Annotated in this window: 19 protein-coding genes; 12 read left to right on the forward strand and 7 right to left on the reverse strand. The window is 57.4% G+C overall.

Features of this window, described 5'->3' with window-relative positions; genetic code table 11:
* Positions 1 to 6: 6 nt before the first annotated feature.
* From AB1772_03360 to dtd, 4 genes are read right to left on the reverse strand one after another with little or no spacing between them, the layout of a single operon-like run.
* Complete coding sequence (locus AB1772_03360; protein MEW5795378.1) at positions 7 to 585, reverse strand: hypothetical protein; 579 nt, start codon at positions 583 to 585, stop codon at positions 7 to 9.
* 60 nt (positions 586 to 645) lie between these two features.
* Positions 646 to 1485 carry a RodZ domain-containing protein gene (locus AB1772_03365; GenBank protein ID MEW5795379.1) on the reverse strand — a complete coding sequence of 280 codons (840 nt, stop codon included), beginning with the start codon at positions 1483 to 1485 and terminating at the stop codon, positions 646 to 648.
* Between the two features lie 17 nt (positions 1486 to 1502).
* Positions 1503 to 2108, reverse strand: coding sequence for a Maf family protein (locus AB1772_03370; protein MEW5795380.1), 606 nt, complete (start codon positions 2106 to 2108; stop codon positions 1503 to 1505).
* Positions 2098 to 2580 (reverse strand): D-aminoacyl-tRNA deacylase, encoded by a 483-nt coding sequence (dtd, locus tag AB1772_03375; protein ID MEW5795381.1) that lies wholly within the window; start codon positions 2578 to 2580, stop codon positions 2098 to 2100. Before dtd ends, AB1772_03370 begins: the two co-directional genes overlap by 11 nt.
* Before the next feature lie 141 nt (positions 2581 to 2721).
* On the opposite strand from dtd, the gene AB1772_03380 reads away from it, so the two are divergent.
* The 8 genes from AB1772_03380 (at position 2722) to AB1772_03415 (ending at position 12574) form a co-directional block, all read left to right on the forward strand.
* The gene (locus AB1772_03380; GenBank protein ID MEW5795382.1) at positions 2722 to 4131 is read left to right on the forward strand and encodes a hypothetical protein; all 1410 of its coding nucleotides are present in this window, start codon (positions 2722 to 2724) and stop codon (positions 4129 to 4131) included.
* Between the two features lie 98 nt (positions 4132 to 4229).
* Entirely contained in the window at positions 4230 to 6092 is a 1863-nt protein-coding gene (locus tag AB1772_03385; protein ID MEW5795383.1) for a S8 family serine peptidase, read from the forward strand.
* Between the two features lie 230 nt (positions 6093 to 6322).
* Positions 6323 to 6649 carry a thioredoxin gene (gene trxA, locus AB1772_03390; GenBank protein MEW5795384.1) on the forward strand — a complete coding sequence of 109 codons (327 nt, stop codon included), beginning with the start codon at positions 6323 to 6325 and terminating at the stop codon, positions 6647 to 6649.
* A gap of 256 nt (positions 6650 to 6905) precedes the next feature.
* Complete coding sequence (locus AB1772_03395) at positions 6906 to 7763, forward strand: rhomboid family intramembrane serine protease (GenBank protein MEW5795385.1); 858 nt, start codon at positions 6906 to 6908, stop codon at positions 7761 to 7763.
* Positions 7764 to 7765: 2 nt separating this feature from the next.
* Positions 7766 to 8956: a hypothetical protein gene (locus AB1772_03400; protein MEW5795386.1), complete on the forward strand. Its 1191-nt coding sequence runs from the start codon at positions 7766 to 7768 to the stop codon at positions 8954 to 8956.
* A 75-nt stretch (positions 8957 to 9031) separates the two neighbouring features.
* Positions 9032 to 10900: a cytochrome c biogenesis protein CcdA gene (locus tag AB1772_03405; GenBank protein MEW5795387.1), complete on the forward strand. Its 1869-nt coding sequence runs from the start codon at positions 9032 to 9034 to the stop codon at positions 10898 to 10900.
* Positions 10901 to 11092: 192 nt separating this feature from the next.
* On the forward strand, positions 11093 to 11839 hold the full coding sequence (locus tag AB1772_03410; GenBank protein ID MEW5795388.1) for a DUF2064 domain-containing protein: 747 nt from the start codon (positions 11093 to 11095) through the stop codon (positions 11837 to 11839).
* A complete protein-coding gene (locus AB1772_03415) occupies positions 11840 to 12574 on the forward strand; it encodes a creatininase family protein (protein ID MEW5795389.1) in 735 nt (244 codons plus the stop codon). It abuts the gene before it with no gap.
* A 224-nt stretch (positions 12575 to 12798) separates the two neighbouring features.
* On the opposite strand, the gene AB1772_03420 is transcribed toward AB1772_03415, so the two are convergent.
* The 3 genes from AB1772_03420 to AB1772_03430 all read right to left on the reverse strand — a co-directional run bounded on the left by AB1772_03420 (position 12799) and on the right by AB1772_03430 (position 15920).
* Positions 12799 to 13602 (reverse strand): YjbH domain-containing protein, encoded by an 804-nt coding sequence (locus AB1772_03420; protein ID MEW5795390.1) that lies wholly within the window; start codon positions 13600 to 13602, stop codon positions 12799 to 12801.
* A gap of 153 nt (positions 13603 to 13755) precedes the next feature.
* A complete protein-coding gene (locus tag AB1772_03425) occupies positions 13756 to 14610 on the reverse strand; it encodes an aminotransferase class IV (protein MEW5795391.1) in 855 nt (284 codons plus the stop codon).
* Positions 14607 to 15920 carry an anthranilate synthase component I family protein gene (locus AB1772_03430; protein ID MEW5795392.1) on the reverse strand — a complete coding sequence of 438 codons (1314 nt, stop codon included), beginning with the start codon at positions 15918 to 15920 and terminating at the stop codon, positions 14607 to 14609. Before AB1772_03430 ends, AB1772_03425 begins: the two co-directional genes overlap by 4 nt.
* Before the next feature lie 92 nt (positions 15921 to 16012).
* Between AB1772_03430 and AB1772_03435 the strand changes: the two genes are divergently transcribed.
* The 4 genes from AB1772_03435 (at position 16013) to AB1772_03450 (ending at position 19836) form a co-directional block, all read left to right on the forward strand.
* The gene (locus AB1772_03435; GenBank protein ID MEW5795393.1) at positions 16013 to 17230 is read left to right on the forward strand and encodes a DUF401 family protein; all 1218 of its coding nucleotides are present in this window, start codon (positions 16013 to 16015) and stop codon (positions 17228 to 17230) included.
* 177 nt (positions 17231 to 17407) lie between these two features.
* Positions 17408 to 18013: a sigma-70 family RNA polymerase sigma factor gene (locus tag AB1772_03440; protein MEW5795394.1), complete on the forward strand. Its 606-nt coding sequence runs from the start codon at positions 17408 to 17410 to the stop codon at positions 18011 to 18013.
* Positions 17967 to 18656, forward strand: coding sequence for a zf-HC2 domain-containing protein (locus AB1772_03445; GenBank protein MEW5795395.1), 690 nt, complete (start codon positions 17967 to 17969; stop codon positions 18654 to 18656). Before AB1772_03440 ends, AB1772_03445 begins: the two co-directional genes overlap by 47 nt.
* Position 18657: 1 nt before the next feature.
* Positions 18658 to 19836 carry a S1C family serine protease gene (locus AB1772_03450; GenBank protein MEW5795396.1) on the forward strand — a complete coding sequence of 393 codons (1179 nt, stop codon included), beginning with the start codon at positions 18658 to 18660 and terminating at the stop codon, positions 19834 to 19836.
* Positions 19837 to 19873 lie beyond the last annotated feature (37 nt).

The raw sequence follows: 19873 nt of genomic DNA on the forward strand, positions 1-19873 counted from the left end.
CCAGCGTTAGTAAGCGGTGACCGGGCTGAGCCCGTCAACCGGCTTCTTCATGATCGCAGCCAGCGTGGCCAGCAGCGAACGGTAGATGTTGCGCTCGTCCCGAAGATACTTGGTCTTGATTTCCAGGTTATAAAACGGGGTGCCAAGGTGATTGCCCCGGCCAATCCGTATTGCACCGGGGAATTTGAGCAGGACGGTTGACGTAAAAGTGGACGCCTCCAGATTCAGGTCGAGAATCGTATCGAACTTGTATTCGCACAGGGTTTGCAGGTAGCTCTTCTTGGGCAGCCCGGTCCAGGTGACCTGGTCAAGCGACGGTGTTAGAATCTGGAACCCTTTGCGCGGATAGATATCGTACACCTTGATGCCCGGCAGCGTCAGCAGCGTGATGTCGGCGGACTTGAATAGATGCGCAATGGTCGGCAGAAGCTGCTTTACCATGGTCAACTCGCGCAGTCCGCCCGGCAGACAGACCAGCAGATGTTTCGGCCGAAGCAGGTCTTCCGGGATAGACAACTGGCGTCCCTCGGCCTTGCCCTTCATGTAGCCGATCTGCGCCTTGGCTATGAAATCTCTAAATCCCATATATCCGCCTTTACTTGCCGCGGACGGCATCTCCGGGTCGAACCATTTCGCCTCGCCGGGTCACCGTAGCCTCACGCTGTCAACGGAGTCGATCGGGGCATAAAAGAGTTCGCGGTTTTGTTTATCGATCACAACCTGTGAGACCTGCCCGGTCTCCGGGTCGGCGAGCTGCGCCGGTCGGCCATCGAGAGTGACATCCACCAGCGTCGGCTTGCCCAGAGATACAATGAACTGCTCCGACGCCCGTCCCCGGTATTCTCTGTCGGGTGTGAGCATCTGCGAAAGCAGCGTGTCTCCGTCGGCGAGCACCGAGGCCCAACTTCCCACGCGCGCATAGAGAACGAGAACCATCGTATCTCCGGATACGTACGGTGCGGTATCCCTGGTGCTCTCGTATTCGAAGGTCGGCGATATGTCCGTCGTATTCTCGAGAATCGGTTCAACCGGGCTCGTTTCGGCTATCGCTTTTTTGAGCCACAGGAAGTAGATTGCCGCGCCGACCGCCAAGCCGATCACGAATATAATCGCCAGCACCACCCCGATTCTCCCTGGCTTTCTTGCTTGCGGCTCACTCGATGCTGATTGCGACACCGTTTCAGGTGCGCGTTTTGGGTTGCGGACTGCGGTGTTTTCGGGCGCGGCCGGCTCCAGGGATTCACCCAGCTCCTCGCGAATGGCCTCAATGGTTCTGGTGAAGTCTATGCCGAGAAGCTCCGCGTAAGACTTTGCGAACAGTCGGAAGTACAGCTCTCCCGGTAACGAGTCCACGTCGCCGTCTTCCACCCGCAGGAGCGTCTCAATAGGAATCTTCAGATCGCCCGAAACCGCCTCCAGCTTTATGCCCCGACGTTCCCGCTCGAGTCTGAGCAGGGTTCCAAACTTGACGTATGTTTCACTCATCGGAGGTTTGTACAATGTTATAGCAACAGCAACGCATCCCGCGCCAAACAAAAAAGCAATGTCCGAGGCAGGCCGACAACATTATCAAGATTGCCCTCTATCCTGTCAACCAAAAAACCCCCCATGCCCTGAATCCCGTAGGCGCCGGCCTTGTCCATCGGTTCTCCGCTGTCCACGTAGCGCTCTATCTCTGGCAGCGTGACCGCGTTGAAGTACACCTCAGTACGCTCATCCCCGGAACAGATCAACCCCTGACGTTCCGCCAGCGCGAGGGCGGTGCAGACCGTGTGGCGCTTGCCGGCCAGAAGCTGCAGGGTGCGCACCGCCTCGTCACGACTCTCCGGTTTGCCGAGGATGACCCCGTCCAGAACTACAATAGTGTCTCCACCAATGACTATATCCTCGAGATTAGACTGGCTCGCGACTACGATTGCCTTCTCTTCGGCCAGGCGAACGGCGTGGTCAAACGGGTCCTCGCCTGGCCAGACGGTCTCGTCGATCTCGGCCGTTGCCTGGCGAAACCTGACTCCCATCTCGCTGAGAAGCTGAATCCGCCTCGGAGAGCGGGAGCCGAGCACCAGCTGACGACGTTCGGCGAGGGCTGTGAGAGCGTCAACCGTCATGTTCAAGCAGTATTGTAACCGGCCCCATATTCGTGAATTTGATGTCCATTTTGGCGCCGAACACGCCCGTGCGCGTGACCAGGCCGTTGCCTGCGACAAGTTCGACAAATCGATTATAGAGACGCTCGGCCTCGGCCGGCTCCATGGCGTCGGAGAACCCGGGGCGGCGACCTTTGCGACAATCAGCGTACAGAGTAAACTGCGAGACAACCATGATCTCGGCGCCGATATCGAGCGCGGACAGGTTCATCTTGCCGTCGGGGCCCTCGAAGATGCGCAGGTTGATCGCCTTGTCGGCAAGCACGCCGCACGATTCGACTTTGTCACCGCTCCTGGTTCCGAACAGTATGAGCAAACCCATACTTGTCGAACTATGGCGCTTACCATCGATCCACACTTCTACTCTAGAGGTTCTCTGTAGCACCAATCGCACGGTCGTTCTCCTGAAGGGCGTAAATATACTCCGCGGCACAAGGGCGGCAAAGTGAAAGAAGAGGGCTTTTGACCCCTTTTCGCGTCCGGTGACAGACCCTTGTCACCGAATATGCTTGCGAGTAGACAAGCAAGAAATCCTGGGACCTGTCTCGTAAGGCGCGGGTGTTCAGCAAATCCGATGAAAATACCTCTTGACAGACTCCTCTCTCGCAAGTTGATTATTAGCGTAATCAACTGGGAAGCGCCACGCGGGTGTGAGTCCATGGGAAAGGCGCGGGCTGAGTTTTCTTCGATTTTCTGTGAAAAGCGGGTAGTAACCGACCGGGGTCGGGTCTGTCCTGCCGGCTTATGCCTGGCGTTGGTGGTCGTCCTTGTCCGCTGTTTGGGAATACCTGGTTCGGCCCTGGCGGCCGACTGTTTCTGCGCCGGGAAGGTCGGGAATATCAACTGTGATTCCCTTGATGAAGTGACTATCGGCGATGTGACCCTGCTGATCGATCATCTCTTCATTTCCGGGGTCGACGCGCCCGGTCTGGACGAAGCCAATATAGACGGAGACTCGGCCGGTGTGATCGATCTGGCCGACGTGATGCTGCTTATCGATATTTTGTTCATCACACACGCGGAGCTGCCCGATTGCCCGGAGCCGAAGGACTATGCAGTGTACTTTTGGGACAAAAGCAATGAGGGCTTGTATTTTGCTTACCACCCCAGCACCAACGGGTTGGATTCATTCTTCATACCCGGTCGGGGGCGAATGATTGTTTCGGCCGACGGTAAGCTCGGTTACCGCTCGACTAACCAATACGTACGCGTTGTCTCGCTCGATTCGCTTCAAGATGGAGATACTGTGCCGGTAATCGCTAACCTGTCCTCCGGAACAGTTCAGGCAGCCTCTCCCGACGGCAACTTCCTGATCGCTTACAACGGCGGCCTGAGTATTCTCAGGACGTCGGACTACGCGGAAATTCTTCACGACAGCACCCTGTCCGGCCAGATATTCTCTGTAGACAGCCGTCGCGTGTACGGCAGAACCGTGGGCACATACCATGCCTTCAGGCTGGACCTTGCCGACCCCCTTAATTCCGTCATGGTCAAGGATTTCGCGCCTTATTTGGTTTACCAGATTGTTCCCTCGCCCGATGGGTCCAAATGGTATCTTTATCAGGCCACCTACGGGCACCAGAGATTCGCTGTCTATGATGTTGCGGCTGATTCCATAATATTCTCGGAGATCTTATGGCCCGGCAGCGGAGACTTGGCCATAACGCCCGATGGGAAGTACGTATTCTACACTAATCCTGGGGACATGATTTGGGGCGCGGGGGATCCGTACGTTCACAGATACAACGCATCGACCAACGAGGCCGAGAGCCCCGTGAGTACGGTCGGCCTTTTCGATCCCCCCTACGAGTGGGGGATTCCAATCGGCCAAGTGGCTGTAACGCCTGATGGTCACTGGCTAGCCGCTAACGGAGGCGACTATCCGTTCATAATACGGATAGATCTGGCTACTCACAACCTTACAGGTCATAGGAAGATGAATGGAAACTGGATAGAAGGAATATCTTGTCAGCTTGTGAGGTGAGATACACAGGGTTGGAGATGTAAGCGCAATTAGCGGGCTGCCGCCGTTGTGGCGGCGACTCATCGTATAAACAACTTTCTTGGGGTCAGGAGTTCGCGATGAAAACGAAATGGGCGTGTAGGGCTACTATTGTGCTCGTGACGCTCACTACATCAGCGCGGGCGCAGTTCTACCACGGAGTAGATGGACCTGTAGCCGTAAGGATTGACTCGACTCGTGTTTCCGTAGAGCCTTACGACGGCTTCAGTACGCAGGACTTAGAAGAAGCGGTGGCATCGCTGGAGCGCATAATCGGAGTGCTTGAGGAAGAGGCGCCAAGCGGATTTGTAGTGCTGTCAATCTCGAATGGAGCCGGGCTTGATCAGTTCCTGGACACTCTCCAGGCTGTGCCCGGAGTCGAACTTGTTGAGCCGTACTATCGCAGCGAAACTGGCATGCCATTGATGGTGGGAAACCGATTCATTGCGGCGTTCAGTGAAAGTGTCAGTGGATCGGCCATCGACAGTATTTGCGATGCATTCAGTGTTGAGATCGACCATGAGATTGACGGCATGCCGAAAGTGTTCCTGCTGAGAAACACAAGGGCATCGGGCTTACGAATGTTGAATCTGGCGAACGCATACCATGAACTGGATCAAACTCTTTACTCACATCCTGACTTTAGGGCGTATATCGAAACGACCTCGTACATGTTGTACGACTACTACCACAACTATCAGCCGCAAACCAAGAAGGTGATAGGGCAATTCAACAGTGCTTCGGTATGGGATTTTGCTGGTATCGCGACTCCAGTGACAGTAGCGCTTTTGGATGATGGGGTTGATGAGCACGAGGATCTTCCGGTCTCTCGCATTCTGCCGGGCTACGATGTAGGCGGAGCCCTCGACATTGATTATGATCACGATTATGATCCGCGACCGGGACAAACCGTCTCACATGGGATGTCAACTGCGGGCATTGTGGGTGCTTCTCACACAACTGAAAGCGCGGGCGGAGCCATTCCTTCAAGCGGGGTTATTTCGATCGATCCTCACGTCAAGATCCTACCCATCAAGATTTTCAACGACGAAGGGAATAGTATTGGAGTTTATGTGAGTGACCTGGTGGCAGCATTCACTTACTCTTGGACTCATGGGGCCGATATACTCTCGAACAGCTGGACGTATTCTGACCCCGCAAAAGCTCCTGAGCCTGCTCTGAATCACGCAATCGAGCGAGCCACCCTTTTCGGCCGCGGAGGGCGTGGTTGTCCGGTCATATTCGCTTCAGGGAACACGACCCTACTTTATCCAAATCCCAACGGAGTAGGTTACCCGGCGAAGTTGTCCTATTGCTTTGCTATTGGTGCAATTGGTCTGGATGACTATCGCCGGGCTTACAGCCGGTATGGTCCGGAGCTGGACATGGTAGCACCCAGCGATGACGCCTCAAACCCGGTTTGGGCGCTGGATCAAATGGGTGTGTGGGGAAAGAATTCGATATACTTTTGGGATTGCCCACCAGCAGCGAACGACGTGGACTACAATTGCCATTTCGGAGGAACTTCGGCCGCCTGCCCGCTTGCTTCAGGAACAGCCGCGCTGTTGCTGTCAAAGGATCCCACGTTGAGCGCCCAGGCGGTGTATTACATCCTCCGCAACTCTGCCGATACAAGCCTCGCCTGGGGTAACATCACACCGGGGAACTGGGAGTATGGATACGGTCGTCTGGATGCCTTCCGGGCGGTTCTGTCGCTTGCCCGGGGTGACGCCAATAATGACGGTTCAGTGACGGTAGGCGATGTCACCTTTCTGATCGACTTTCTATTTATCTCCGGTCAGAATCCGCCCTGGCCAGATCTACTACTGGGTGATGCGAACTGCAATGGTGATGTATCAGTCGGTGACGTTAGTTTGCTAATCGATCATCTGTTTGTCACCAGCGAACCACTTCCGCTCCCTTGTTTTGCCTATAACGATTGAGCGAGCGACCGCGCCGCCGGCCTTACCATCCAAGCGGCGCGTCTGTCCCCGGCGGCGACTCATCTCGCAGATTTTGTTCTTGGCCTAAGTCGACTCCTGCGCCTATATTCCCGCTGCGAACACTTGTAGCGCTGCGCTTTGCCGGGGTGCCGCCGCCCCGGAACTTTGATTGAGGCCGAGCGTTACAAGGGGACGATGTGCATAAACGACGACCATATAGAGGATATTGAATGAGCAAGCCAGTTAACATCACCGATGACACTTTCGAGGCCGAGGTCCTTCAGGCCGACCTGCCGGTAGTGGTCGACTTCTGGGCCACCTGGTGCGGCCCGTGCAAAATGATCGCCCCGATTCTCGAGGAAGTGGCCACCGAAATGGATGGCCGGGTGAAGATCACCAAGCTCGACGTTGACACCAATAACAGAACCGCCGGCAAGTATAACATCATGTCGATTCCCTCGCTTTTGTTCTTCAAAAACGGTGAGGTGGTAGATCAGGTTGTCGGTGCGCTGCCCAAGGCGCAACTGGTGGCCCGGCTGGAAAAGGTACTGGCGTAACGAATAAAGTCTGCTAAGGCCGATTCCTTCGCGGGATCGGCCATTTCCGTCAGGGAACCGTAGCATGGACTGGCAGCTACTTACATATATTGTGTTCTTCGCCGCGCTCTGGTATCTGCTGGTTACCAGAGTCTTCCCTCGTTTTGGCGTACCCACCTGAGGCAGCGCCCTTCAGCGACCCCCGGAGGGGGTCGACCGTCGTCCCTCCGAGAACGACCCTAACCGCTGCTGAGATACTGCCGATAATTCCTGTAATATGAGCCAGTATCAATCATATGATCCGGGCGGCCCGCGAGGCGGCATTCGGATCGGGCCGGGGACTATCTCGCCGTTCATCAAGTGGATGCTGATTGCCAATGTCAGCGTCCTCGTGCTTCAGTTGGCCACAAGTGGCCGCATGGAGCTGCTGTTCGGTCTGACTCCGTCCGGTTTCTGGGCTCAGTTCCCCGCCCTGGTTCATCAGATCGTCACTTACATGTTTCTGCATCTGCCGTCGTTTCCGTTCTTCCATTTACTCTTCAATATGTTGTCGCTGTGGATGTTCGGGACGGAGATCGAACTTTCCTGGGGGGCAAAGTCGTTCGCCCGATTTTACTTCCTGGCCGGGATCATGGGGGCGCTGTTGACTTTGGCCGTGCTGCCCGGCAGCGAGGGGCCGGTGATTGGAGCGTCGGGGGCCATATATGGAATCCTGGTGGCGTACTGGCTGATGTTTCCTGATCGCCAGATATACTTCTTCCCGCTTCCGATCGCCCTCAAGGTCAAGTGGGCGATCCCCGGGTTCATGCTGCTCGGATTGCTCTTTGGGGGCAGGGGAGTGGCCCATTTGGCGCACCTGGGCGGGGCCTTGTTTGGGCTGGCTTTCCTGAAGATGGACTGGCGCTGGCTGGCTCTGGGCAAGCGGATTAAAAGCTTGCGGTACAAGAGGAAACTGGCTAAGCTGGAACGCAATCGCCAGCGCGCCGAAGACGTCATGAAACGTGTTGACGCGATTCTGGACAAGATCAACGAAGTCGGCATCCAGAATCTCTCTTCGGACGAACGTCAGTTTTTAGAGGAAGCGTCGAGCGAACTCTCTCGGAAGAACCACCATTCCGGTCGAAATAATCGGTAGATATGGCGCGCAAGATTCTCATAGCCGAGCAGGCCGACACCACCAGAACTGTGGCCGAAACCGTTCTGCGTCAGAGCGGATATGATGTCATCGCGGTCATCGCCGCCCAGAAGGCGCGTGAGGTGTTGGAGCTGTCTCGACCCGATCTGATCATAATGGGCGCCGATCTGATGGCTCCCGACGGTACCCCGTACTATGAAAGGGTGCGCCAGGATTGTCAGGACAGACTCGTGCCGGTACTCCTATTCGAGCCGGCCGACAGAACTGGATTTGCCCCTTCGTCCGACCACGTGGTTATTCCGCGACCGTTCGATCCTCAGGACCTGCTAAACAAGGTTACCGCTGCTCTGTCGAGAGGCGATGAGGCCGCCGTGGGCGGTCCGCTCGCCGGCACGGAGATTGACGACAGCTTCCTTGATGCCGCTCTCGGGCTGGATGATATCGCTGTCACCTCGTCGGAAGTCCTTGACAAAACTTCGCTGGGAGCTCGCGGGCAGGCCGCCTCGGCTGAGAAGCTGATCGGCCTTGACGGTCAGTCGGATCAGGCCGGCGAGACCGGCGGCACGAGAGTGGAGTCGTTGGTGCTCGACACCAACAGCAGCCGCATCGTGCGCCAGGTACCGGGCCGCAAGGCCCCGATGGACGGAACCGGCAAACTGGAAATTCTGTCCGATCAGTACGGCTTAAAGGAACCGCTCCCCTCGGGGCAGGAAGAGCGGGCGGTCCACGATTATGACTGGTTCATCGATTCCATGAGGAAAGACGCCGACCCTGCCGTCGCCTTGACCCCGAACCCGGTTGACTCAGGCAAACTGAAACTATCCGATCACGCCGCGGCGATCGATCCCCGTACTCCGGGACCGGGCACTCATCGGGCCGCGACCCCGTCCCCCGCCGGAGTGGAGAAATTCATAGACGAGTTCAAGAAGGAGATGCGCCAGCTTCACGAGACCGAGTCCGAGTCGCTCGTCCCCGATGTCAGGACTATCGGTCCGGACCGAGTAGCTGAACCGGTTGGCTGGGAAGAGAAGCTGGAAACCCTCGCACCCACCGAACTCGATCAGTTTACGCGGGAATTCGCGCGTGAACTCGGGCGACGCGTGGCCGAGATTATCGCCGCCAAGATCGACTCGGAAAAACTGATGCGTCTGGTCAAAGCTGAAATTGTTCAACGCCACCGCAAGAGCAAGTAATCTCTTGAAGCGCCTGACTTCCTCCAGTAGTATAATCTCCCGATTGCTGAATATGTCTCAAACTGAAGGTGCTCCGTGCGTATTCTGATTGCATTGGCATTTAGTTTTCTTTCTTGCGGCGGGACAGCCCTTGCGGATGTAGCCCAATTTGGATTGGGAGGCGCCGAGGAGGACCTGGTCAGTGTGTCCACGGTCTTCTCGCAGACTGCGGCATTGCCGGGCGGAACTTATTCCGGCGCAGTAGTGGTCGATATCGTCCCCGGGTGGCACATAAACTCTTCTCGCCCTCACCAGGAATATCTGATTCCAGCCGCTGTGACGTTTGATACGATTACCGGCCTTACGCCGACTGATTTGCGTTATCCGGCCGGTTCCGACGAAAAACTTGCTGACGAGGTCATGTCGGTGTACTCCGATCGCGTCGTTATTCCCTTCGATATACGAGTAGCCGCCGATCTGGCCCACGGGGAACACACGCTTCCGGTTCGCTTCACATACCAGCCCTGCAATGATCGCGAGTGCCGCGCCCCGCAGACGGTCGATGTTCCAATCACGATTCTCGTAGGACCATCGGGGGGACCGGCCAACACCGCTGTTTTCGCACAGGCTGAATCGACCGAATCTACCTCGCCACCACAAAACCCGGCCGGCGAATCTGAACTGGAAAGGCTCATCCGCGAATACGGGTCGTGGGGGTATTTCCTGGTGCTCGGTGTGGCGTTTGTGACCGGTCTGCTTTTGTCTTTCTCGCCGTGTACTTACCCGATGATCCCCATTACCGTCAGCATATTCGCCGGTCAGGAGCGCACTGTCGGGCGCGGCTTCTTCCTGTCGCTGGTTTATGTGGGGACCATGGCGGTGGTGTACGGAATAATGGGGCTGATCGTCTCACTGCTGGGCGGTGTGTTCGGCGCCTGGTTGGCCAGCCCGCCGGTTGTTATCGGAATCGTCATCGTATTCGTTGTTTTCGCACTGTCGATGTTCGGCCAGTACGACCTGAACGTGCCCAGTGCACTCAGGCAGAAACTGGGCACCGGACGCGCCGGCGGGGGGGTGGCCGGATCGATCGTGCTCGGAGTGATCGCCGCGCTGGTAGTTTCTCCGTGCGTTGGCCCGTTTGTCGCCGGCATCCTTCTCTATATCGCCACCACCGGCTCGCCGGTTATCGGTTTCCTGACGCTGTTCTTCTTCGCGCTCGGGCTGGGAACGCTCTTTGTCCTCATAGGGACGTTCTCGTCGGCAATCAACCGCCTGCCCCGATCCGGCGAGTGGATGGAAACGGTCAAGAAGTTCTTCGGCTTTGTGCTGCTGCTGATGGCTGTCTTTTTCCTCCAGACTTTGATAAGCCCCGCTCTGACTGCGCTGATCACCGCGCTCTTGCTTCTCGCGTTTGGCGTATTCGGGGGCGGGGTTGATAGACTTACGTCCGAGGCCGGGTTCTTCCTGCGACTGAAGAAATTCCTCGGCCTGACCGCACTGCTGGTGGGCGCATATTTGCTGTTGGCGCTTCTCTTCACGGAGGGTTTCATATTGCCGTCCCTCTCCGGCTCCTTCTCGCGCTCGGAGCAAGGCACCATTATTGAAACCACCGGCATAACTGGCTGGGTGGATAATCTTGAAACCGGGCTGTCGCGGGCCAAAGCCGAAGGCCGTCCGGTCATCATCGACACCTGGGCCACCTGGTGCGCCAACTGTAAGGTGCTCGAGAAGAAGACCTTCCGTGATGCCGACGTTGGCCGCGAGGCCGCGAGATTCGTTCCCATCAAAGTACAACTGGAGAAGGAAAACTCCCCCGAGACATTGGCCTTCAAGGCTCGTTTCGGCCTTAAGACTTACTCTCTACCCACGACGCTGCTGCTCGGCTCCGACGGCCAGGTGAGCAGAATCCTGGTCGGTGTGATCGGGCCGGATGATTTTATCTCTGAGCTGCGCCAGGTTCGCTGATTTGCCTTTGCAAGCTTTGCGGGGTTGTGGGTCCTCGCCGTGGAGAAGGGTCGAGCTTCGCCAAGCTCAGCATGATTTTACACTCTAATACCGGAACCCTACGATTTCCTTTGCCTCGGCTTGACGATCTCTGGGTGCCTCCCTATATTGGCCGCCAGCTAAAGAGTAACCGGACCGAACATTCGAGAAGTCATGCCGTCGAAAAAAAACAACACCGCCGTCGTCGCCATATGTGTTCAGGAGCCGACCGAGGATGGATCCCGGATGGACCTGGGTGCGATCCAGGGCGACGCTCTCAGGTTTCTCCACCAGGCGTTTATTAGCGATACGATTGTTAATGCCATCTCCGTTCCATCGGCAGATATACGGCTGTATTACATCGACGAGCCGGAACGCGCCCGGCTGATCAAAATCGTCACCGACTATGTTACCAAGAAATTGGCTGGCCGGAAGAACGGTTTTGACGAACGGTTCTCGTCACATCCGATGGCCCCCGAAGGGTGGGGGGCGCGTATTGAAAAGGTCTTCAGAGACTGTTTCGATGCCGGCTACCGTAACGTGCTTCTGGTAGGCAGCCGGACTCCGACCTTTACGGGCAACATGATGCGGACCGCCCTGCGTATGCTGCAGCAATCCGACGCTGTTTTCGGGCCTACCCCTGAGGGGCGTTACTATACGATTGGCATGTCGCAATCGTATCATATCAGCCTTTCGGAATTCGACTGGAAGTCGCCATCGATCTACAACGATGTAGCCACGGCGTTTACCAACAAGCAGCTAAGCTGGTCGGAGCTCGAGATCTGGTACGCGGTGGAAAGCTCCGAGGAGCTCGATCTGATGGCGCGTGATATCAACCAGTACCGTTTCGAGGCCGACGACACGACCGCCCGTGAGACCGAACTGGTGATGGAGCGGCTGATCTCCAAGCTGGACACATAGATGGAACGCCGCCTCCAGAAGCTGAACTGGCTGCAGATAAAGGAACTGGTGCCGAAGACCGTGGACACCGCGTTGCTACCGATCGGCACGGTGGAAGCTCACGGTTCGGCGTGTATCGGCACCGACAATATCATTCCCGAGACTATCGCTGAAGGCATCGCCGAGCGCGTTGGTGCCCTCATCGCACCCACCATAAACTATGGCATAACCCGGTCGCTCTACCGTTATGCCGGCGGCATGACCATCCGTCCTGAAACTTTCAAGGCGTATGTCGCCGACGTCCTCGAATCGCTCTCCCATAGCGGACTTCACAACATCATAGTTCTAAATGGTCATGGCGGCAATAATGCCGCCCTCAAAGACGCGGCGTTTGAATTCCACGCGAAAACGAGCAGCAATGTTGCGGTGGTGCACTGGTGGGAACTGTGCGACAACCTCGACCGCCAATTCTGGGGCCACCCGGGCGGCCACGCCGGCACCAATGAATGCGCGATTGTGCAGGCGATTGACCCGGATCAGCTCAGCCGCGATGACTACGACCCCACAATGGCCTGGTGGTTTCGACCCGGTGCCGACATCTATCCCGTGCCCGGCACCATTCTCCTCTATGAGAAGGGGGTCGGGTATCCCGAATTCGACATGAACAAAGCCAGACAATACCGCGATGCGGTCATCAAAGAAGTGGGTGATTTCGTCTCTGACGTGATAGCGCGCTGGCGCCGCTTTGGGCTGTGAGCTTGCTCACTCACTGGTGATTCTGCCCACAAGGTCGGGTATGAAGCAAACCCGCCCTACCACTCGACTTTTCCCTGTTCTTCCGGGGGCAGACCAGGAGGTCTGCCGCCCACGATCTGTCGGTCGTTCCTATACGAGCCGGCAGATGAGGGCATCTGCCGGGCATGCCATCTCGTGTCGCGTTGACGGGCGGCCTTGCTTGACATTCCTGCCTCCACCGAGCATCAGAAGTGATCGATATACATCATCCTGACTTCGCGCGTGATGGTCGACGATTCCCGCCGGTTCACCAACATGTCCTTGAACAGAACCTCCAGCTCGAGATTCTCCGCAAACAACCATTTGACTGACAGGTTGAGATATCCGCGGCCCTTGCCGGACACCTGCGGATACTCCCCGCGATCGTCGTTCAGAGCGGCGTCGTACTCCAGAAGCAGCGCCAGGTTGTAGTTGAAGGTGGCGTCGAGGCCACCGAACAGATTGAAATCCGAATCCCCGTCAATCTCGTCTTCAAGTGATCGATTGATCCCAAAGTGCCACCCGGATGTCCACCGGTAAAAGTAGAAATTGCGGCTGGCCACCGCATAGAAGCCGCGCGACTTATACGTGTACCGGTCATAGTCCTCGCGGAAGACCCCGTACCCCTGGTCGGTGAAGCCGACCGCGATCGCCGGGAAATACTCCAGCTCATCGATCACGCGGAACTTGAGGCTGAACCCGATATGCGGATTCCACTGGGGATCCTGGGCCGAGACAATCTCCGTCCCGCCGAAAGAAATGCCCAACTGAAAACGATTGGATAGCCCGATATCGGTATTGCCCATCGCCCCGCCGCCGGAATACAGTCTCAGCCCGATTTGAAAATCCCCGCGCGGCAAGGTGCCGGCAGTCGGCATGTCTACCAACTGGCGAGGGGCTATGTCGAACAATGTATGACTGGCCGGTTCCATTTCCTCCGGATCCTGCGCCCGGACCGTCGCCGACAGCGCAAACATCGTGCAGACGGCCACCATCGTTGATCTCAGCATCGACACACCTTCCAGGGAATCAGTCCAATCCCACCCATTGGGCGGGTCACCAACCTGCGAAACACAGCCGCAGTTTCGTTCATGCTTGATCGTATTCCCCGTGGAAGGTCAAGTCAACTTAAAAGGTGAAAGCGTGCAAGCCGCGACAAACGCTCAGATACCGGTTATTTGGAGCATCCAGTCCGCAAATCGGCGGGTGACCGGCCCGTCGGCAAACCGGATCCGCTTTTGATTCACGCCAATCTCCGAAACTCCGATTACGAGTTTGAGCGAGCTGCAGATGAAGACTTCATCAGCCTCGAACAGAGTTCGGAGCGGCGCGCTCCTTTCGATGACCTTCACGCCCAACGCGTCAGCACACGAGAAAACCACCGAGCGTGTTACCCCCTCGAGACACCCCGAAGATAGCGGCGGCGTAAACAGCGCTGGTCCCTTGCGCCAGAAGATGTTGGCCGAAGTAACCTCGGACACATGCCCTTTCTGGTTGAGCATCAGGGCATCGTCGTAGCCGCTCTGCAGAGCACGCTTGATCGCAGCGGCATGGATCGCATAAGATAGCGTCTTGATGCGACGGAATTCGGAATCCTGATCGACCCGGAATTCAGATAACTGTAATCGGAACGGTTCGGTGGGCAGTCGGTGCGATGCGGCGGAGAGAATCACCTGTGGTCTTCCGGCCACGCCGACCCACTTGGCCGCCTCGCCCGAGGTAACCGTCAGCCGCAGCTTCTTGATCCGCGACCGATGCGCCCGCAGGGTTGATCTCATCCACTTCGCCAGGGTGTCACGTTCGACCGGCGGCGCCAGATCGATTACCCGCGAGCCTTTATATAGCCGGTCCAGGTGCTCGTCGAGGAACATCACCCGCTCATCGCAGGCGAGAAACGTCTCGAACAGGCCGTCGGCATACAGCAACGAATTGTCGAATACGGAGATCTTCGCTTCACGCCTGGGTACCAGGCGTCCGTTGATAGTCGTGACCGTATGGGCCTTCCGCGGTGAATTCACAAGGTCACTCCCAGCGAGTGAAACAGGTTGCGCGCTTTCAGCAGCAGCTCCGCGTATTCAGCCTCGGGATCGCTGTCCGCGACTATACCGCCGCCTGCATGAATCCGAAAAATGCCGTTTCTATGTACCATGGTGCGGATTGCTATATTGAACTCGGCGCGACCCGATCCGACATACCCGATACAACCGGTATAGACCGAGCGCGGCGAAACTTCCAGCTCGCGCAGAATTTCGACCGCACGCCGCTTAGGGCAGCCGGTTATCGACCCGCCCGGCAAAAGTGCGCGCAGTACCTCGGCGAGGGTGCACCCGGGTTCGGTTTCCGCAGAGACATCCGCAACCAGATGAATCAGCGACGAATGAACCTCGGTCCGGCACAGATTATCGACCCGCACTGATCCGGTGCGGGCGAATTTGCCCAGGTCGTTGCGCACGAGATCGACTATCATCACCAGTTCGGCGCGGTCTTTTTCTGAATGAAGCAGCGCCTGGAGATTCCGCTCGGTTTCATCCGCGTCCCGGCCACGGGCGATAGTCCCCTTGATAGGCGAACTGACGATACGATCATTCTGCCAGAGGAGCATTCTCTCCGGCGACGATGACAGCACCTGATAGTCGCCAAAGTTCAGAAAACCCCCGTACCAGCAGGGGTTAAGTCGCCGCAGTCGCAAATAGGCCGCAAACGGCCCCAGTCCGTAGCGCACATCAAAGCGACTCGTGAGATTAGCCTGATAGATGTCACCCTCGCGGATATCGTGCTTTATGATCGCCACGAGATTCAAATATTCGTCACGAGTGAGGTAAGGCGTGATGGCCGGCTCAGTTGGAGGCTCCACCGATGTGTCAGACTCGCGATAGGTGTCTGTTTCATGCAACTGCGTCGCCAGGTCAGTATCCGAGTACTCGCCGGTGAGATTGTCGTATCTGTGGAGGCGATCATACACGAAGAAATGGGCGTCGGGTGTCTCCTGCGAATAGCTGGGCGAAAGCCCGAGCCAGGGGAGAGTGGCTTCGTAGGATATAAAGCCGATTGCGGTCAGGTCATTCGAAAGCCTGATCTTTTCTAACTCGCCCACGAACTCATCCCGGTCGTATTGGCGGACTCCGCCGCGACTGTCGACAACTTCGGTTCGCCCTCGGGCCAGACGGATTTCGCCGACCGGCCTCGCGGCGAGGTATGAGTACCGGCCCCTGTCGTTTCTGGTGAGCGATGAGTCCAGCCAGATTGAACCGCGCCTCCGCGCGAGGGGCGCAAAACAGTCAACGGGAAGCAGGCTCAGACCGTATGATGTGAGCAGCGGGGGGGCCATGATGCGGGCCAAACTATGTGGCCGCGCGGCGATGTCAAGTCGCCGGTGGGCCGTCCGTTGACAAGTGAAAAACACTGCCGTTACTTTCACCGATGGACGCCCTAAAGCTCGGCCTCGTCCTGCTGGCCATTATCATAGCGCTCAAGCGCAAAGTGCCGGTGGGAATAACGCTCCTGGCCATGGGACCATTGACTGCAGTAATCTACCAGGTCCCTTTGGGACCGCTCATGGAGGGTTACTGGACAGTCACGCGGTCTCAGCAGTTCATTTCCCTGACTGCTCTTGTGGTGTTAATCACGGTCATGGGCAACCTGCTTCAGGCGCTCGGCTACCTGGGGCGGCTGTCTGCAGCCTGCCAGAATCTCCCCGGTGGGGCCAGGACCGCGGTTGCCGTGCTTCCACCGCTGATCGGGTTGATGCCGATGCCCGGCGGGTCGCTATTATCGGCGCCACTGGTCAATTCGGTGTTGAGTTATCCTCGCTATTCGGCCCACTTCAAGTGCGCCGCCAATTATTGGTTTCGACACCTGGTGGAGTTCATGTGGCCGATCTACGCCGGAGTGGTGCTCACCGCCGCGCTGACCGGCATGTCGATCGGCCGCGTCTCGCTGTTGCAGGCGCCCTACACGGTTGCCATGCTCCTGATCGGTCTTCTGGTGTTTACCCGCCGGATACACAACGAGTCACCTCAGGGCGGATCACTCTGGCAACCGCTCAAGGGAATTGCCGGATCGATCTGGCCCGTGGCGGCGGCGGTCCTGCTTTATGGCCTCCTGAAAGTAGAACTGTCCCTCGCGGCACTTCTGGCGTTGCTGGCTTTGATTATCATCTCGCGCCCATCGAGAGCGGTACTCTGGGACGCGATCAAGCCCGGACTCGCGCCCGATCTTCTCGTTCTGATATTCGGCGTACTCTCGTTTCAGAAAGTGCTTGACCTGTCGGGCGGTATTGCGGCGGTCACTCGCCTGGCCACCAGCTACCACCTTCCAGAGGAACTGCTCATACCGCTGGTCTGTTTTGTCATCGGCATGTTGACCGGCATGGTCTCGGCGTACATAGGCCTGGGCTACTCGTTGCTTGCGGGACTGCTATACCAACCGGAGTTGAACCCCGGATATATATTGCTCGCCGCCCTGGGTGGGTATATGGGTATGATGCTCTCTCCGGCGCATCTGTGTCTGATCCTGACGAATCAGTACTTCGGCAGTGACCTGCTGAAAGTGGTTAAGACCCTGTTGCCGGCTCTGCTCATGCTGGCGGCTGTCGGCTGCGGACTCTACTTACTTGGCTGGGGTGGTCTGTTCGCGTAACGATAAGACATTCAATTAGTTAGAGTAGATAGTTTAACTTTTGCACAAAGGCTCCATCGGGTCTCTAAGGCCGAGAATCGGTTGTGCAGCAGCATGTTACAGCTAATGATGCCGACAGAATTGTTGGAACAATTGTCCGCGTCACCGGTAACAGATATAAATCACACGAGGTAACGCATGAACAAACAGAGCGAAAAAGATATCGACTTCACTCTGATGCGGGCTATCCAGAAAGGCGACATGGTAGCGTTCAACGCCATGGTCAACCGGTACAAGGACCGGCTGATGAATGTGATCGGCCGGATGCTGGCCTCACAGGAGGAAGCCGAGGATATCGTTCAGGAGACTTTTGTTCGGGTGTACCAGCATCGCCAGTCGTTCAATTTCCAGCACTGTTTCTCGACATGGATCTACACGATAGGCCTGAATCTGGCCCGGAACGAACTCCGCAAGCGACGCCGATTCAAGTTTTTCGAGATATCGGAACTTCAGGGCAACGAAAAAGAATTCGCCGTTGATCCCAAGCTGCCGAGCCGTCTGCCCGACATGCTGAACGAAGCGGTCGACACCTTGCCGCGGAAATACCGCGAGGCGTTCCTCCTTCGAGACATCGAGGAGATGCCCTACGAAGAGGTTGCCAGGGTGTTGGATGTGCCACTGGGTACGGTCAAGTCGCGTGTCAACCGGGCCCGGCTGATGCTTAGGGAGAAACTGCAACCGAGGATGGAGGAACAGAATGCGCTGTCGAAAGGCACGCTCCTTGCTGTCAGCAGCCTGCTCTGATGAGCTGGGTATTCGCAGACAGGCCGCAGTTCGGGAACACTTGGCGTCATGTCCGGCATGTCGCAAGGAAGCGTCGTACTACATGGCGGTGCGTCACGCGGCCGGTGAACTGCCGCAAAAGTCGTTGAGCGAAGACTTCAACACCCGTTTGCTGAACCGTATCGCGCAGGAGCGATTCAAGGAAGCTCGCACCGCTGCTTATCTGCCGCACCGGGTTCCGAGATTATCTCTGCGAGTTTATGTGCCCGCGGCGGTGGCTGTCGCGCTGGCGCTATTTGCGGTTAGCCTCATTGATAGGCAGGATTCTTTCGTTCCGAGCAGCGCCGAAAACAGGCAGCTTCCCGAGCCATTAGATGACCGATATCTGACCGTCCAGCCGGATCGCAACCCAAACCTCTCAATGGGGCTATCCGGGAACTGGTCGCTCAGGCAGCAGCTGGACCGGGCGGAGCGGCTCGATCACATCTCGCGGGGACTCACCAACCCGTACGGTTTCGGCAACCTGCACCTGGCCGGGAGCCGGGTAAGCGCCTATGGTGTGGACCTTGTGGCGATTCCGAGAAGCTCGCAGCAGGTACCGGTATTCCGGTACTACAGGATTTCCGGCGGTGCCGACAGCAGGGAGGATGGACAGGCATACTGAAATGATAAAGCGCTCTGCCAGGGCTGCCGCGAGGATCGCAAGCGTCCTTTTGTCGGCAGCCTTTTTTGCCTGTGGGGATTCGGCCGCACAATCGTCTCTCGATGGACTGGAAAGCGGGCTGACAGATTTGATCTATCGCCTGTCACGCTCGGTGGTGACGGTCGAGGCCTCTCGCCAGCTATCGGCCGCCCGGTTTGGGGCCGGCATCGATGAGACCTACCAAAAGGAGACCACCACCGGCGTGGTTGTGGACTCCAACGGGCTCATCCTTGCGCCGGTTCGCTCGGTACTCGGATTCGATCGTCTGACGGTTGGATACGAGGGGCGAAGCGTTCCGGCCGAGATCGTTGCCGTGGATTACCAGACCGAGCTGGCCCTGCTCCGGGCCGCTGAGCCGGGCGGATCTGCGGCCGAGCCTGATAGGCAACATGCCTGCGCCGGGCAGGTGGTAGTCGCGCTCGGGCACGCCTTCGGTCTTAGATCGTCGCCTGCGCTTGGGTTCTGCGCGGGGCTGCGCGATGATGGTACGCTTCAGTTTTCAATACCCAACTCCGGAGGGCGGCTCGGCAGCGGCGTTTTCGATCTCGGAGGTCATCTCCTGGGAATTGTCGCCGAGCCGACGCTCAACGATCCGTCACTTGTGATGGCCGTTCCCGCCTATCAGATCCCCGAGCTGGTCCGTCACTTGGCGCACTATGGAGATCGGCAGTCCGGTTTTGTCGGGATCACCTCTCAGGAGATCGAAATCAGCCCTGGTTTACCGATACCGCGCACCACGGCTGTTCCAGTCGTCTCAGGTTACAGACCGGGCACGATCGAACGAGGTGTGGTTGTCACTACTGTTTTGCCGAGCTCGCCCGCGGCTCGGGCCGGCCTGATGGTGGGCGATCTGATTTATGCTGTCGATTACATGCCTGTAAACTCCGCTTCGGGTCTGGCTCACCTGGTCAGGCAGAGCCAGCCAGGGACCCGCCTGCAGATCGACATTCTCCGGCGGACGCAATTCCTTAGTCTTCCTCTGATTGTTGGCCGCAAGAGCATCACGCTGGGGACAGTCTCGCCAACCGTACCCGGTTCGGATCAGAGCCGCCTTGTCGATTCACTCCGCCACGAGCTCGAAACTATGCGTGGCCAGCTCAACCGCCTCGAAAAGCGGCTCGACGCCATCAAAAGAGATTAAAATTGCCAATGGCCGCCGCGCCGATCTACATTGGCCC

The organism is Candidatus Zixiibacteriota bacterium (assembly GCA_040752815.1).
GTDB lineage: Bacteria > Zixibacteria > MSB-5A5 > GN15 > FEB-12 > JAGGTI01.

Coding starts and splice junctions, on each gene's coding strand:
- AB1772_03430 (MEW5795392.1), bottom strand. CDS start 15,920: ATGGCCCCCCCGCTGCTCACATCATACGGTCTGAGCCTGCTTCCCGTT.
- AB1772_03415 (MEW5795389.1), top strand. CDS start 11,840: ATGGAACGCCGCCTCCAGAAGCTGAACTGGCTGCAGATAAAGGAACTG.
- AB1772_03410 (MEW5795388.1), top strand. CDS start 11,093: ATGCCGTCGAAAAAAAACAACACCGCCGTCGTCGCCATATGTGTTCAG.
- AB1772_03370 (MEW5795380.1), bottom strand. CDS start 2,108: ATGACGGTTGACGCTCTCACAGCCCTCGCCGAACGTCGTCAGCTGGTG.
- AB1772_03385 (MEW5795383.1), top strand. CDS start 4,230: ATGAAAACGAAATGGGCGTGTAGGGCTACTATTGTGCTCGTGACGCTC.
- AB1772_03365 (MEW5795379.1), bottom strand. CDS start 1,485: ATGAGTGAAACATACGTCAAGTTTGGAACCCTGCTCAGACTCGAGCGG.
- trxA (MEW5795384.1), top strand. CDS start 6,323: ATGAGCAAGCCAGTTAACATCACCGATGACACTTTCGAGGCCGAGGTC.
- AB1772_03440 (MEW5795394.1), top strand. CDS start 17,408: ATGAACAAACAGAGCGAAAAAGATATCGACTTCACTCTGATGCGGGCT.
- AB1772_03445 (MEW5795395.1), top strand. CDS start 17,967: ATGCGCTGTCGAAAGGCACGCTCCTTGCTGTCAGCAGCCTGCTCTGAT.
- AB1772_03395 (MEW5795385.1), top strand. CDS start 6,906: ATGAGCCAGTATCAATCATATGATCCGGGCGGCCCGCGAGGCGGCATT.
- AB1772_03450 (MEW5795396.1), top strand. CDS start 18,658: ATGATAAAGCGCTCTGCCAGGGCTGCCGCGAGGATCGCAAGCGTCCTT.
- AB1772_03435 (MEW5795393.1), top strand. CDS start 16,013: ATGGACGCCCTAAAGCTCGGCCTCGTCCTGCTGGCCATTATCATAGCG.
- AB1772_03380 (MEW5795382.1), top strand. CDS start 2,722: ATGAAAATACCTCTTGACAGACTCCTCTCTCGCAAGTTGATTATTAGC.
- AB1772_03420 (MEW5795390.1), bottom strand. CDS start 13,602: ATGCTGAGATCAACGATGGTGGCCGTCTGCACGATGTTTGCGCTGTCG.
- AB1772_03400 (MEW5795386.1), top strand. CDS start 7,766: ATGGCGCGCAAGATTCTCATAGCCGAGCAGGCCGACACCACCAGAACT.
- AB1772_03360 (MEW5795378.1), bottom strand. CDS start 585: ATGGGATTTAGAGATTTCATAGCCAAGGCGCAGATCGGCTACATGAAG.